We start from the raw sequence: 14,566 nt of genomic DNA, 5'->3' as shown, positions 1-14,566 counted from the left end.
GTAAAGCAGCGAACCGCAGACCGGCAATTCGTCATGTACGCCGTACATATCGCCCTGTCGCTACACCGAAGCAGCCGAAGTGCTACCTTCCCGCTTCAAATCTTCTCCATGAGATCGTTCCTGCTGGCGCTCCTGCTGCTCACCTCAATCCTCTCCACCGCGCAGACCTACGCCGATTCGGTGACCCTGCTTACGCGCGGCACCAAAACATCGATCCGCGGGCTCTCGGCGGTTGACAACAACGTGGTGTGGGTAAGCGGCTCCAATGGCACCGTGGGTAAAAGCACCGACGGCGGCGCAACCTGGAAGTGGATCACGGTCACCGGCTTTGAGAAGCGCGACTTCCGCGACATCGAGGCCTTTGACGCGTCCCGCGCCATCATCATTGCGGTTGATTCACCCGCCTACATCCTCAAAACCATCGACGGTGGCGCCTCCTGGAAAGTGGTTTACGAAAACCGTACGCCCGGCATGTTCCTCGACGCGATGGAGTTCTGGAACGAGGAAGCGGGTATCGTGGTGGGCGACCCGATCGGCGGGCGCCTCTTCATCGCCCGCAGCTTCGATGGCGGCAGCACCTGGAAAGACGTCCCGTTTGAGTACCGTCCGCAGTCCGACTCCGGGGAAGCTATGTTCGCTTCGTCGGGCACCAACGTGCGCGTGCTCGACCGCGACGAGGCGGTGATCGTTACCGGTGGGCTCCGCTCACGCGTGCTGATCCGCGACAGGCACCACGAGCTGCCGATCATGCAGGGCACCGAAAGCCGTGGCGCCAACTCCATCGCGGTACAAGACCACCGCACCCGCAAGGGTGGCAAGCGCATGATAGTGGTGGGCGGCGACTTCTTCCGTCCCGCCAATGACTCCGCCGTTTGCTTTTATACCAGCGACCGGGGCCGCACCTGGAAGGCACCGAAGGTACCGCCGCACGGCTACCGCAGTTGCGTGGAGTATGCGTCAAAGTCCACCCTGCTGGCCTGTGGCATCAACGGCGTCGACATCAGTACCGATGGCGGTAAGAACTGGAAATGGATCAACCGCGAAGGCTACCACGTGTGCCGGAAGGCCAAGAAAGGAACCACGGTCTTTTTCGCCGGCGGTGGTGGCAAGGTGGGCAAGCTGGCGGCAAATTAGTCTAATGGTCTATTCGTCTATTTGTAAGGGTCGCTTTGGATACGGTCATCTTTCTGTTATCTGACGGTGCGTTCAATCCGAAGCACTCCTTACGATTTACAACCTTTAGCATCTACCAACGCCGTTGTCCGTAGTCTTCGACTACGGATCAGTCTCCGACTACGAACCAGTCTTCGACTACGGACCATGTTTCGCAACGATCAGAATACCGATCGGACGTCACTTCCCTCCCACGCCTGCAACAGCGCCTCCGGATCGTCTGGTGTGATCAGGATCTTTTTGCCGTTGCTGGTGCGCACCAGTAATCCGCCGTTGCGGTGGGTGGCATACCAGGTCATGGAACCGAGGGCCCGGTTGGCAAAGCGGCCGTAGTAGCCGAACAGGCCGCCGACCCCGAAAAGGCGGATGCTGCCGCGCAGGTCTGCCTTCGATACCGGCTCGATGCGTAGGATATCGGAACGCTGGATACGCACCGCCGACCAGGTACGGCATACGATCAGCTCAGTGTGCGTGAGCCGGTAGCCCTGCGGGCGGAGCACGAACGAAAGCAGCCAGGTGGCCGCCAGGAACCCGATCACAATGGCCGGGCCGAGGCGCGGCACCTCGTTCCAGATCGACACCTGCACCGCCGCTACACCCAGGAACAACAGGGTAACCACAGCGGTCAGCGATTTGCAGAGGCGGTCCATCGAAGCCGGGAAGTCGCGGTTCATAGAAAAAGCCGGCAACTGCCGGCTTTCAAAGGTATTGATGTGTGGGGATTCTACTTGATTTGCTCCGCCAGCTCGCGCACCGAAAGCCGGTTGCGGTAATCGGCGTCAAAATAACGGTAGGTGATGGACCCGTCGCGGTTGATGATGTACACAGCGGGCACGGGCAGGCTGGCGGCTTCCTTCTGATTGTTGATGGCCAGCAGGTCGATGTCGGCGGTTTTGTAGCGGCGGATCGTGCGCTCGTCCACGGCAAAGTTCACTCCATAGGCCTTCGACCACTTCGACTCCGCATCGTGCAGGATCGGGAAGGCCGCGCCGGTCTTCTTTACCGTTTCCTGGATACCGGGCGTTGCTTCCTGCGTGATCGCCACGATCGAGGCTTTTTTGTCGGTGATGAGCTGCAGCGAGTCCTGCAGGTTCTTAAGCTGCCGGTTGCAATAGGGACACCAGTTGCCGCGGTAGAACAGTACTACTACGGGGCCTTTCTTCTTGAGCTCCTTCAGGCTCACCTTGTTGCCATTCTGGTCGGTGCCGGAGAAGTCGGGGGCCTTGGAGTTGATGAAGAGGCCCTCGGGCTTGTCCTGGGCGGAGGCCGCCAGCGTGAAGGCGGCGAAGAGGCTGAGGAAGAATGCTTTCATAATGGAATTCGAATTTACGGCATTGCGGCCTGGCAGGGAAAAGGACGCGGGAACTTAACAAAGCGTTGCATTGGCGTGAATCGTCTCCCGAAGCATCGGGACGTCAATCGTGAATTCGTGCTTCTTCGATCCTTTGCTTCTTTTTGCATCAGCCCGGATACCGGCAGTTCATTTCTTGAACATGACCCAAACGGCGGCGAGCAGCAGGGCAAAGGAGACGAGGTAACGCCAGTGAAAGGCCTCTTTCAGGATGAAGACCGCGAAGAGGCTGAACACGATGAGGGTGATCACTTCCTGGATCATCTTGAGCTGGAAGGCGCTGAAGCCGCTGCCATAGCCGATGCGGTTGGCGGGTACCATCAGGCAGTATTCGAACAGCGCAATGCTCCAGCTCAGCACGATGGCTTTCCAGAGCGGCATGCCGGTGTCTTTGAGGTGGTAATACCAGGCAAAGGTCATGAAGACATTGGAGGCGAACAGCAGGGCGATCGTTTGCATGGGGCGAATGTACGGCGCGGTGCCGCGCCCTTGCGGTGACGCCGCGCCAACCGCGTCTCCTATCCTTCCTGGCAGACCGGCCTACGTAGCCCTTTACACGCCTGTTTTGCGGGTAGACATCGCTGCTCCAGGTAGTGACACCGCTGTTTTGTCTGTTTACATGGCTGTTCTGTCGGTTTACATGACCGTTTTACGATCTGACATGTCTGCTGAGCCATTTGACATGCCTGTTTTACGTAAAACTCTGCTGCTCTGTCAGTTGACACGGATGTTCTGTCAGTTTACCTGTCGGTTATGCCCCTGCGCGGGTGTGTTTGCGACAAAGTGCTCGTGATCGTGAAGTGCAGTCATCGGGCGACGTGACGGTCATTGCGAGCGCAGCTAAGCAATTTCCTATGTTACCCGGGGTGATCGAAATAACTGCGGCCGAAAGACGACTGCAACGAGAGTCAATACTTGGTTCGAACTCCTCATTTCAATGCCAGTTGCACACGTCTATTTCCCACAAGTCCTTCCATGCAGTGTTCATTGATTCAATGAGTGCCAGCTTGGCTTTACGGCTGCCAACTTTGATACGTTTCTCCTCAGCGATAGCCATCCAAATAGTCGGGTAAGCCTGGTAATAAACCAACTTGCTCACATTATAGCGCTCGGTAACTTGATTGCTGCCGTGATACAGATGTCGATGTCTAGAGATCCGCTACTGCAAGTTCACCTTCACACCGGTATACAACACCGTGTTGTGATGATTGGTAGGTATATAAACGAATGCTTCTCATGCCATCTAGCAAAGATTTCTTTAGGCTGGTAGGGCTTCATTGCAGAATGAACGTTATTGCCGGTGTTTTCTCTGGAAGCGAGCTGGAAATTCCTCTTTGCGCCGTTCTTCTTTTGCAGCGACGTTTTCAAACACTCCGCGTAACGGGGGAGATTGCTTCGCTGCGCTCACAATGACGGGAGCTGCGCTCGCAATTGCAGTTGCTGCTTTTGTTTCAATCCCTCGATACGAGCAACGTTTACGAACACTCCGCGTAACGGAGGAGATTGCTTCGCTGCGCTCGCAATGACGGGAGCTACGTGCTTAATGACGCGTCGCGTCAGTTTGAAGCGCTCAAGTAAAAAAGAAAGAGCCGCCCAACGGCGACCCTTACTAATAAACTAACAAACCAATAAACCAATAAACTAAGAAACCCCCGACGGCGTCGTCACCCCCGCGAGGTTGCGGAAGTCGACGGGCACGAGCTTGCTCACGCCGGGCTCCTGCATCGTAACGCCGTAAATGACGTCCACGGTGCTCATCGTGGTCTTGTTGTGCGTCACGATGATGAACTGCGAGTTGTTGGAGAACTCGCGGATCATGTTGGTGAACTTACCCACGTTGGCATCGTCGAGCGGGGCGTCCACCTCATCGAGGATACAGAACGGAGCGGGCTTGATCAGGTAGATGGCGAAGAGCAGCGCGGTGGCCGTCAGCGTACGCTCACCACCCGACAGCTGGCCGATGGAGCTCGGGCGCTTGCCCTTCGGCTTCGCCATGATGTCGATGCCGGTCTCCGCCAGGTTGTCTGGGTTCTCGAGGATGAGGTCGCACTGGTCGTCGTCGGTAAAGAGCGTTTTAAATACGCGGATGAAGTGATCGCGCACCAGGTTGAAGGTGTCGAGGAACTTCTGGTTGGCCGTGGTCTCCACTTCGGCGATCGTCTGCAGCAGGCTTTCCTTGGCGCTCACGAGGTCGTCTTTCTGCTCCACGATGAACTCGTAACGCTTCTTCATTTCCTCGAAGGCCTCGATGGCGGTGGGGTTTACCTCGCCGAGGTTCTCGAGGCGCTTCTTCATACGGTCGGCCTTTTCCTGCAGCTCCTCTACCGGCACTTCGCCGGTGCGTGGCTCGTCGAGGATGTCTTCAAGGTTGATCTTGAACTCCACGTTGAGGCGCTCCTTCATACCGGCCAGGTTCAGCTTCACGTCGGTGAGCTTGTCCTTGATGGCGGTGAGCAATTGCTCCACCTGCTCGCGCTCTTTCGAGATCGAGCGAAGCTCGCTTTCCTTGGCGGAGAGCTGGTTGCGGATGTTGTAGTAAGCCTGGTCCTTTTCGTTGAGGCCCTGCTCCTCGCTTTCACGGCGGCGCATCAGCTCGTACAAACTTTCCTCGGTGTCCTTAAGTGTGCTCTCGAGCTCGGTCACCTGCTTGCTGGTCTCGGCAAGCTGCGTCGTGTTGTTCTGTACCTGCGTGTGGAGGTCCTGGAGCTGGTTGCTTTTGAAGGTGAGCTCCTGCTTCAGCGCCGAGATCTTGCTCTGCTGGCGCGTCACGTTCAGGTTCAAGTTATTGTACTGTGTGTTGACGTTGTTGTATTCAACTTCGATATTCCGGTACGCGGTTTCGGCCTCCGTGAGCTCGTTCGCGTATTGCGCGATGTGCTCGTTCAGCGCCGTCAGCTCGCCGCGCACGCCTTCTACCGAAAGCGAGGTCTGGTCGAGTTGGCCGTGCAGGTCTTCGAGGCGGTTGCGGCTCATGCCCTGCGTGTGCTGCAGGTTCTCCAGGCGGTTCTGCACCTGGAAGAGGCCGTTGGTGAGCTGCTGGATCTCGCGCTCTGCGTCGCGGATGGCGCTCTCGCGGAGGTCGGCATTGAAGGCCACCACCTCGTTCTGGCGCTCCTGGATCTGCGCACGCAGCCCGTCCACGACGGCCTGCTGCTTCTCGATGTCCTTCTTCAGCTTCTCGAGATTCTTCGCGCGGCCGATCTTCTTGCCTTCGAAGAGACCCACGGAGCCGCCGGTGAGGGTGTATTTTCCTTTGACGTACTTACCATTCCGCTCCAGGATTACGGAGCCGTTGGAGTGCTCGAGCGCGCTCTCGTCGGAGGCGATGAAGACGTTGCCCAGCAGGTGGCTCGCGAGGGCGCGGTACTGCGCGTCCACCTCGATCACCTCCATGGCGGGAATGGTACCGGCGGGCGCGCTGTGTCCGTCGCTGCCGTTGCCGGCCACGCGGTCGAGGAGGAAGAAGTTGGCCTTACCCTTTTTGTTGTTGTCCAGTAGATGTACGGCCTGCAGGCCTTCCTGCAGGTCGTTCACCACGTAGTAGTTCAGGTACGGCTCCAGTACATTTTCGACGGCGGCGCGGTATTCTTCCTTTACGTAGATGATGTCGGAAAGAATGGGCGCCGAGTGGTTCCAGTTCGGGTTCTTGTGGAGGAACTTGATGCTTTCGGGATAGCCTTCCATCGAGTCGATGAGGCTTTTGAGCAGGTTGTGCTCGTTGGTCTTCGCATCGAGCTTGCGTTGCTCGTCGGCGAGCTGGCCACGCAGGCCTTCGAGCACCTGCTGCGTCTTGAGGATCTGCTCCTTCGTATTGTTATGGTGCTGCTGGAGCGCCTCGAGGTCTTTCTTACGCTGGTCAAGCTCCGTCTGGCGGTTCTCCTTTTCGACCTCGAGTGCGGCGACCTGCTCTTCGCGGGTAGCACGCTCTTCTTCGAGCTGGGTGATGGCGCGCTGCAGGTTCTGGATGGAGGTGTCGGCGATGGCCACCTTCTTCTCCGCGTCGAACTGGTTGCGCTGCACCTGCTGGTACGATTGGCGCAGGGCGTTGAGCGCATTGCGCTTCTCGTCGAGCACGCCGCGGGAGGCGTCCACGCTGGAGCGGAACTCCTCGAGTTGGGCCGTGAGGTCGCCGAGGCTTTCTTCCTCGTCGGTCAGTTGCTGCTGCGTAAACTGGATGCTTTCCTCGATGCCGGTGATCTGGCCGCCGGCGCGCTGCAGGAAGCTCTCGAGGCCGGTGGCACGCTCGCGCAGGTGCTCGAGCCGCTGGGCCGACAGGTTCTTTTCGTTCTCCTTGGTACGTACCTGCTGCACGAGCTCGTTGAACGATTGCTGCAACGAGTGGAGCTCGCGCTCGCGGGCGATGAAATCGACACGCTCCTGCTCGAGTCCGGCCTCGCGCGTGGCGATCTCAGCTTCGAGGGCGATGCGCTTGTCGGTCTCGGTCTCCTGCTGCTCGTTGAGCGTGCGGTAGGTAACGTTGAAGCCCTCGAGGGCGGCTTTCGCCAATTCGATCGAGATCTCGCGGTAGTCCTTCTTGATCTCGTAATATTTCTCGGCCTTTTTCGCCTGGTTCTCGAGCGTCTTGAGCTGGTTGTTGATCTCGAAGAGCAGGTCTTCGATCCGGTTCAGGTCGCTTTCGGTGGCGTCAAGCTTCTGGCGGGCTTCCTTCTTACGGGTCTTGTAGATGGAGATGCCGGCCGCTTGCTCGAGCATGCGGCGACGCGAGTTGTCCTTGTCTTTGATCAGGTCGTCGACCATGCCCAGCTCGATGATGGCGTAGGAGTCGGTGGACACGCCGGTGTCGAGGAAGAGGTTCTGGATGTCCTTAAGGCGGCAGGAAACGTCGTTGAGGCGGTACTCCGATTCCCCGTTCTTGTAGAATTTCCGGGTGATGGTGACGGTGTTGAACTCGGTGGGGAGCAGGTTCTTCGTGTTCTCGAAGGTGAGGCTCACCTCGGCAAGGCCGGAGGCAGAGCGCGTTTTGGAGCCGTTGAAGACGAGCGCCTCCAAGTTTTCCGAGCGCAGGTGCGAGATCTTCTGCTCACCGATCACCCAGCGGATGGAGTCCACGATATTGGACTTGCCGCAGCCGTTGGGGCCTACGATACCGGTGATGTTCTCGTCGAAATTGACAATAGTTTTATCCGCAAAGGATTTGAATCCTTTGATTTCCAGGGATTTTAGTCGCACTCTTCAGCTAATTAAGTCGACAAATATAACGGAATGGGCGGAAAGGGCCGGGCCGGCTTCGGGGCAGCAGGTGGCATGGTGGCTGCCGGCCCTGCGGCGGGGGCTGTTGGCGGCATGCAAGCCGCGCAGCGCGTTCAAACTTTGTTACAGATAAGTGAAAACACATACCTTTTTTCGCCGCATTTGCGAATTTTGCCTATATTCTTTAACCCCTTGATCAGGAATTATATATGAAAACTGTAGTCGTCCCCGTCGATTTTTCCGAAAACTCCCTTGCTACCGCCCGGTACGCCGTCAATATGCTCTCCGGCATCCCGGAGGTGAACACGGTGCTGTACCACATGTACGAGAAGGCCAATGAAGAAGAAGAGGCCTATTTCCGCCTCGAAGCCATGAAGACAGAGCTGAGCAACGTAGCCGTGGCCACGATCTCCTGCCATGCCGAACCCGGCTCCGACTTCCCTGAATCGCTGTCCCGCTTCGCGCGCCACTGGGCCGCTTCGCTGATCGTGATGGGGCTGACCGGCAAGACCAAGCTGGGCCAGATCTTTATGACCGGCAACACCCTGAAGCTTGTCGAAAAGAACCCGTGTCCCGTGATGGTAATCCCGCCGCAGGCCGAATTCACGAAGATCAACAATGTGGCGCTTACCTCCGATTTCCGCGACGTGGACCTCACCACACCCGTCGGGCCCATCAAGCAGGTACTCGAGCTGTTTCGCCCGGCGTTGCATATCGTGAACGTGAACAGCGAGCACTACGTGGCCCTCAGCGAGCACTTCCTTGAGCAAAAGGCACGGATGAACGCGCTCTTCAGCGATTTCAAGCCTGAGTTCTATTTCATCGGGACCTACGATTTCCACGAAACGATCAACCAGTTCGTAAGCGACAAGCAGATCGACATGGTGATCACCATCCCGCGCTCGCACTCGTTCATCGACAAGTTGTTCAATCCGAACCACACCAAGAAGCTGGTGTTCAGCAGCACGGTGCCGGTGCTGGCAGCACACGAATAAGATGTCAGATCTTGGATCGCAGATGTCTGATCGGAAGCACTCCGGTCAGGCATTTTTATTTACGAGGGGCGCGCAGATCTGAGATCCGAGACCCTAGATCTGAGATTTCCCCTGTATTTTCGGCCCGTTGGGCCTGGCTGTGTGTGCCTGATTTCACGAAAAACGATTGCATGAAAAACATAAAGCTGATCGAAGTTCCCTCCGAGATCGGTGCCGGTACCCGCGGGGCTTCCCTGGGTATCGAGGCGATCAAGATCGCCGCCCTCGACTTCATGAGCAATTTCTTCATCCACTTCCCTTCGGAGCGGGTGCCGGTAGAGAACAAGCTGCTATACGAGCCCATCGAATCGCCGTACGCGAAGCGCATCAAAGGCGTTGCCTCCATGTACGACAAGGTGAGCAAGGCGGTGCTTGAAACCATGAAAAGCAATTTCTTCCCGGTGGTGCTCAGCGGCGACCACAGCATCGCCGGCGCCACCATCGCGGGCATCAAGATGGCCAAACCGAAAAGCAAGCTCGGCGTGATCTGGATCGACGCGCACGCCGACCTGCACACCCCGTATACGACTCCTTCGGGCAATATGCACGGCATGCCCCTCTCCCTCTCCATCAACGAAGACAACGCCGAAAGTGCCGTGCACCAGCTCGACCCCGACACGGCGAAATACTGGAACGGGCTCAAGAACTTGGGCAAGATCGCACCCAAGGTATTGCCCGAGGACATCGTGTTCATCGCCCTGCGCGACTTCGAGCGCGAGGAAAAGGCCCTCATCGACAAATACGGCATCAAGGTGATCACCACTAAAGAAGTGCGGAGCAAGGGCCCGGAGAACATTGTACGTGCCGTTACGCGCTACCTCTCCGACTGCACCGATATCTATGTCTCCTTCGATGTGGATTCGCTGGACTCATCGATCTCGAAAGGAACCGGCACGCCCGTCAGCAACGGCCTGCGCGAGCGCGAGGCCGAAGACCTGGTGAGTAAATTCATGCAAAACCGAAAAGTGTGCTGCTTCGAACTGACGGAGGTAAACCCCACCCTCGATAAGGAAAACCTGATGGCCGAGATCGCGTTCAACATCCTGCAGCGCAGCGTGAACGTGCTGATGTATTCGTAGGGAGATTGTCTATTCGTCTATTGGTTTATTTGTAAATGGTCCTGGCGAAGCGAAGCTTGCCAGGATGCCGGCCGGAGCGCCGGTATAAGGTCGCCTCAGGGCGACTTTTCTTTTGCCTGATTTTGCGGGTCCAGAAAAGATAGAGGGTCGACAGAAGCAGTGGTATATTTCAGGACCTAAGAAGCTTTTTGAATGATTTCGATCAGCGTTCATCGGAGACTGCGCAAGCGCGGGGAGCGGGGCTGACGCCCCTGTCACGACGACACGACGGCGCTCCCGAAGCCTCGGGAGGCACAACGAAGATTGGAAAAAACAGATTGTTTTTCTACGTCGCGCCGTCGTGCATCGAGGCCGCTTGCTGCCGACCATTCCCCTGTTTCATGAGAACCATTTAAGGCAAGAAGCTTCTAAGACGTGCCATCAGCGAATGTTCGGCGCAGGCCGTCCACGAAGGAAGTTGTGGTATAGTTTAGTTCGCTCTTTGCCTTGCTGATGTCGAAGCCGGTTTTCGGAGGACGGCGGGCCGGTTGGGCAAAGCTGTGTTCGTCGACCGGTGTGATCAGGCGCTCGTCGAGCCCAAGGTGCCGGGCGGTTTCGACGGCCATCTCGTAAGGGGTGCGCACGTCAGCACCCGAAAGGTGCCAGGTGCCGGTAGCGCCGGTTTCAACAATTTTTACGATTCCCCGTACGAGGTCTTCCACATAGGTGGGCGTCCGCACCTGGTCGTTGAAAATATGGAGCGGCTTTCCTTCGCGGAGGGCCTTGGCGACCATCGTCAGGAGGTTGTCGCGGTTAAGGCGCGGCGCGCCGTACACAAGCACTGTGCGTACGATGGCCCACGAAAAGGGGTATTCCCGAACAAGTGCTTCGGCCCGCACCTTTGTCTCCCCGTAATAATTAACAGGCGCCACCGCATCCTCTTCCCGGTAAAAGCCCGACTCGCCATCAAACACGAAATCGGTGGAGAGGAAAACGAAATGCGCTCCGTGGCGGGCGGCTGCCTCCAGCAGATTCCTGGTGCCGCTCACGTTCACCGTATCGGCGAAAGGGCGGTCGGTTTCGCACTGGTCCGGTTTAGAGAGGGCGGCGCAGTGCACGATGCAGCGGGGCTTGAAGGCATCGATCAAAGTAGCTACGGCCTCCCGGTCGGTGATATCCAGCGGCGCATAGGTAAGCGCCGGTACCGAAAATGAAAATCGGCAATCACCCTTCCCCGTAGCCAGCACCGTTGATGTGGCGGCCAGGTATTCGGAAAGGTAATTGCCGACGAAGCCATTGGCCCCGGTAATGAGAACGGGTTGCATGGCTCAAATATAGGAGAATGCGTCAGGGCGCTACCTGCAGCAGGTTCACCAGGTTGGTATACGACATCTGGCGCAGGTCATCGGCCGTCATGTTCATGCGGGCCAAGGCTTCCGGCGGAACGAGGAAGTAACGCAGCTGCACGTTGGGCTGGGCCCCGATGAAATATTTGGATTGGTCGTTGTGCATTTCCAGGTTAAGGTCGATGCCGTACATCTTGGCCACATAGCGCCAGAACACCGGGAAGTTCATCCGCTCGTAGGGCAGGTAGAAATGAAAGGGCACGCCCAGCGGGGTGTTCATGTTGACGTCCGCGAAGTTGTAGCCCCTGGCGAAAACCATGATAGCTCCACGGTTGAGCATGGTCTGGTCGAGCTGCTTGAAGTTGCGGGGTGTGTTGAAAATGGATACGTTGTCGTTGCCCGCGGTCTTGCTCCAGGTGGAAGGGTTTTCCCAGCCAGTGACCCAGGAACCGTTCTGGGTGGTTTCGACGGTGTTGCCCGCCGGTTGCTGGTTTTGCGCGTTTTCGGGAGCGGGCGCCATTTCGGCTACTGCGTCGCTTTTGGAGCAGGCGGAAAAAAGCAGGGCCACGAGGGCGGAGCTGAAGAGTGCTCTTTTCATGATGTTGTGTTTTTTGAGGTTAGCTATTGTAGAATAGACGAATTCCATGCCATTGTGTTAATGAAAAACAAAAAGAGATACATTCATGCCCCGAACGGAGTTTACCCTTAATAGGTGTGTATGCCGTACACAGTGCCGGCAATCCCTTATTTTTGGCACGCCCGACGCATTTCTGGTGCGCCTGGCCGTTTGAAACTGAAGAATACAGGAATGGAAAAGAAAGTTTCCCGCATTGGCGTGCTGACCTCCGGAGGCGACTCTCCCGGCATGAACGCCGCGATCCGCGCGGTAGTACGAACCGGACTTTACTATGGCCTCGAGGTGTACGGCATCATGCGTGGATACCAGGGCCTCATGGAGAACGATATCAAGAAGATGGAGAGCCGCTCGGTGGCCAATATCATCCAGCGTGGCGGCACGATCCTCAAGACTGCCCGCTGCAAGGCCTTTCATACCGAGGAAGGGCGCAAGCAGGCCTATGATGTGCTGAAGAGCCATGGCATCGACGGACTCGTCATCATCGGCGGCGACGGCTCCTTCCAGGGCGCCGTCAAGTTCTCCCGCGAATTCGACATTCCCTGCATCGGCCTTGCCGGCACCATCGACAAGGATATCTACGGTACCGACTTCACCATTGGCTTCGACACGGCCGTGAACACGGCTGTTGAGGCGATCGACAAGATCCGCGATACGGCCGACGCGCACGACCGCCTGTTCATTGTGGAAGTGATGGGCCGCGACGCCGGCTACATCGCCCTGCACAGCGGCATCGCCACCGGCGCGGAGAACATCCTCGTGCCGGAGCAAAAGACCAACATCCAGGACGTGATTGCCTCCCTCCAGGAAAAGGAGCGCCGCAAGAAGCTGGTGAACATCATCGTGGTGGCGGAAGGCGACGAGTTCGGCGGAGCCAACAAGGTGGCCGAAGCCATCAAGCAACACGTTCCCGGCGTGGAGGCGCGTGTCTGTATCCTCGGGCACATCCAGCGCGGCGGCGCCCCCTCCTGCCTCGACCGCCTCATTGCCAGCCGCATGGGCTACCACGCGGTGGAAAGCCTCATCGAAGGCCGCCACAATGTGTTCGTGGGCATCCAGAACAACCGCATGAACTATGTGCCGCTGGAAAACGTGGGCAAGCGCAAGGGCACGATCAGCAGCGAATGGATGAAGATCGTGAAGATCCTGGCTAGTTAATTTCAGAATTCAGATGTGATGATTTCAGATTAAAATCTGAAATCTGAAATCACAAATCAGAAATAAAGAATTTATGAGCAAGAACGTAGGCAAGTATTACCACAAGCAGATGGACCGCACCGCGGGCATTGAGCATACCTATCACCGCACCAAGATCGTAGCCACCGTAGGCCCCGCCTGCGATACGTACGACAAGCTGCTCGGGCTGATCAAGTGCGGCGTGAACGTGTTCCGCCTCAACTTCTCGCACGGCACGCACGAGGACAAGCTGAAGATCATCGAGTACATCCGCCAGATCAACAAGACCGAGCCCTACAACATCGCCATTCTCGGCGACCTGCAGGGTCCAAAGCTGCGGGTGGGCGAGATGGAGAACGGCGGCATGGACGTGAAGCCGGGCGATATCCTTACGTTCACCAACGAGAAGCTGGTTGGCAACAAAGACCGCATCTACGTTTCCTACCCGAACCTGCACGCCGACGTAAAGGTGGGCAACACCATCATGATCGACGACGGCAAGATCGAGGTAAAGGTGAGCGACATCCTCCGCAACAACGACGTGCAGGTGGAAGTCGTGCTGGGTGGATACCTATCCTCCAAAAAAGGAGTGAACCTGCCGGACACCAAGATCTCGTTGCCCGCCATCACCGAGAAGGACCTGGTGGACCTCGAATTCATCATCGACCAGGAGCTCGACTGGGTGGCGCTTTCCTTCGTCCGTAGCGTGAAGGACATCGTGATCCTGCGCAGCAAGCTGCAGGAGCGCAAGAGCAAGACCAAGATCATCGCCAAGATCGAAAAGCCCGAGGCGCTGAACAATATCCGCGACATCATCGTAGAGTCCGACGCCATCATGATCGCGCGCGGCGACCTTGGCGTGGAAATGCCCGTGGAGCAGATCCCGCTCATTCAGCGCGACCTCATCCGCAAGTGCATCCACCGGGCGAAGCCTGTGATCGTGGCCACGCAGATGATGGAATCCATGATTGACCGCAGCAAGCCGAACCGCTCCGAGATCACCGACGTAGCCAACGCGGTGCTTGAAGGTGCCGACGCCGTGATGCTTTCGGGGGAGACGGCGACCGGTAACCATCCGAACCTGGTCGTGGAAACGATGCGCAAGATCATCATGGAAGTGGAGCGTACCGAGTACCGCTACGACCGAGAGGAATCGCTTACGCCGCAGCCCCACTCTCCTTCCTTCCTCTCCGACGCCGTATGCTACAACGCGAGCAAGCTCGCATCCGACGTAAAGGCAGAGGCCCTTATCGGCATGACGCAGAGCGGGTATACCGGCTTCATGCTTTCCTCCTACCGTCCGAAGTCGCCGCTGTACGTCTTCACCAAGGAGCGCTCGCTCGTAAACCAGCTGAGCCTGTCCTGGGGCGTGCGTGCCTTCTTCTACGACGAGGAGCACAGCCTCGACGACATCGTACAGGACCAGATCGATATCCTCAAAGAGCGTGGCTTCGTGAAGTCGGGCGATGTAGTGGTGAACACAGGCAGCACGCCGGTGCACCTGCACCTGCCCACCAACGTGGTCAAGATCACCAAGGTCGATTGATCGGGTGTAAATACTATCAGAGGCCTTCCTGCGGGAG

The 14,566-nt window shown here is 57.5% G+C and carries 11 protein-coding genes; 5 read left to right on the top strand and 6 right to left on the bottom strand.

The features are described 5' to 3' along the window. Positions 1–108 precede the first annotated feature (108 nt). Positions 109–1,134, top strand: coding sequence for a YCF48-related protein (locus tag ABD937_RS10665; protein ID WP_345255665.1), 1,026 nt, complete (start codon positions 109–111; stop codon positions 1,132–1,134). Positions 1,135–1,334: 200 nt separating this feature from the next. On the opposite strand, the gene ABD937_RS10660 is transcribed toward ABD937_RS10665, so the two are convergent. From ABD937_RS10660 to smc, 4 genes are all read right to left on the bottom strand, one after another. Continuing rightward, entirely contained in the window at positions 1,335–1,847 is a 513-nt protein-coding gene (locus ABD937_RS10660) for a PH domain-containing protein (RefSeq protein WP_345255664.1), read from the bottom strand. Between the two features lie 50 nt (positions 1,848–1,897). Beyond that, complete coding sequence (locus ABD937_RS10655; protein ID WP_345255663.1) at positions 1,898–2,485, bottom strand: peroxiredoxin-like family protein; 588 nt, start codon at positions 2,483–2,485, stop codon at positions 1,898–1,900. Between the two features lie 168 nt (positions 2,486–2,653). Continuing rightward, positions 2,654–2,983, bottom strand: coding sequence for a DMT family protein (locus tag ABD937_RS10650; RefSeq protein ID WP_345255662.1), 330 nt, complete (start codon positions 2,981–2,983; stop codon positions 2,654–2,656). 1,182 nt (positions 2,984–4,165) lie between these two features. Further along, complete coding sequence (gene smc / locus ABD937_RS10645) at positions 4,166–7,714, bottom strand: chromosome segregation protein SMC (RefSeq protein ID WP_345255660.1); 3,549 nt, start codon at positions 7,712–7,714, stop codon at positions 4,166–4,168. Between the two features lie 230 nt (positions 7,715–7,944). Here smc and ABD937_RS10640 point away from each other — a divergent pair, with 230 nt between their 5' ends. Continuing rightward, a complete protein-coding gene (locus tag ABD937_RS10640) occupies positions 7,945–8,730 on the top strand; it encodes a universal stress protein (RefSeq protein ID WP_345255659.1) in 786 nt (261 codons plus the stop codon). A gap of 170 nt (positions 8,731–8,900) precedes the next feature. Further along, positions 8,901–9,848, top strand: a complete 948-nt coding sequence (locus ABD937_RS10635; protein WP_345255657.1) for an arginase — start codon at positions 8,901–8,903, stop codon at positions 9,846–9,848. 407 nt (positions 9,849–10,255) lie between these two features. On the opposite strand, the gene ABD937_RS10630 is transcribed toward ABD937_RS10635, so the two are convergent. Continuing rightward, positions 10,256–11,152 carry an SDR family oxidoreductase gene (locus ABD937_RS10630; protein ID WP_345255656.1) on the bottom strand — a complete coding sequence of 299 codons (897 nt, stop codon included), beginning with the start codon at positions 11,150–11,152 and terminating at the stop codon, positions 10,256–10,258. A gap of 22 nt (positions 11,153–11,174) precedes the next feature. Then, positions 11,175–11,771: a hypothetical protein gene (locus ABD937_RS10625; RefSeq protein ID WP_345255655.1), complete on the bottom strand. Its 597-nt coding sequence runs from the start codon at positions 11,769–11,771 to the stop codon at positions 11,175–11,177. 210 nt (positions 11,772–11,981) lie between these two features. On the opposite strand from ABD937_RS10625, the gene pfkA reads away from it, so the two are divergent. Together pfkA and pyk are read left to right on the top strand one after the other, a co-directional pair. Continuing rightward, entirely contained in the window at positions 11,982–12,965 is a 984-nt protein-coding gene (pfkA, locus tag ABD937_RS10620; protein WP_345255654.1) for a 6-phosphofructokinase, read from the top strand. Between the two features lie 73 nt (positions 12,966–13,038). After that, positions 13,039–14,529: a pyruvate kinase gene (pyk, locus tag ABD937_RS10615; RefSeq protein WP_345255653.1), complete on the top strand. Its 1,491-nt coding sequence runs from the start codon at positions 13,039–13,041 to the stop codon at positions 14,527–14,529. The last annotated feature ends 37 nt before the right edge of the window (positions 14,530–14,566 follow it).

It is taken from the genome of Flaviaestuariibacter amylovorans (genome assembly GCF_039541815.1).
Classification (GTDB): Bacteria; Bacteroidota; Bacteroidia; order Chitinophagales; family Chitinophagaceae; genus Flavisolibacter; species Flavisolibacter amylovorans.
Note: the sequence above shows the minus strand (reverse complement) of the source record. Positions and strands in the feature narration are given on the sequence as shown.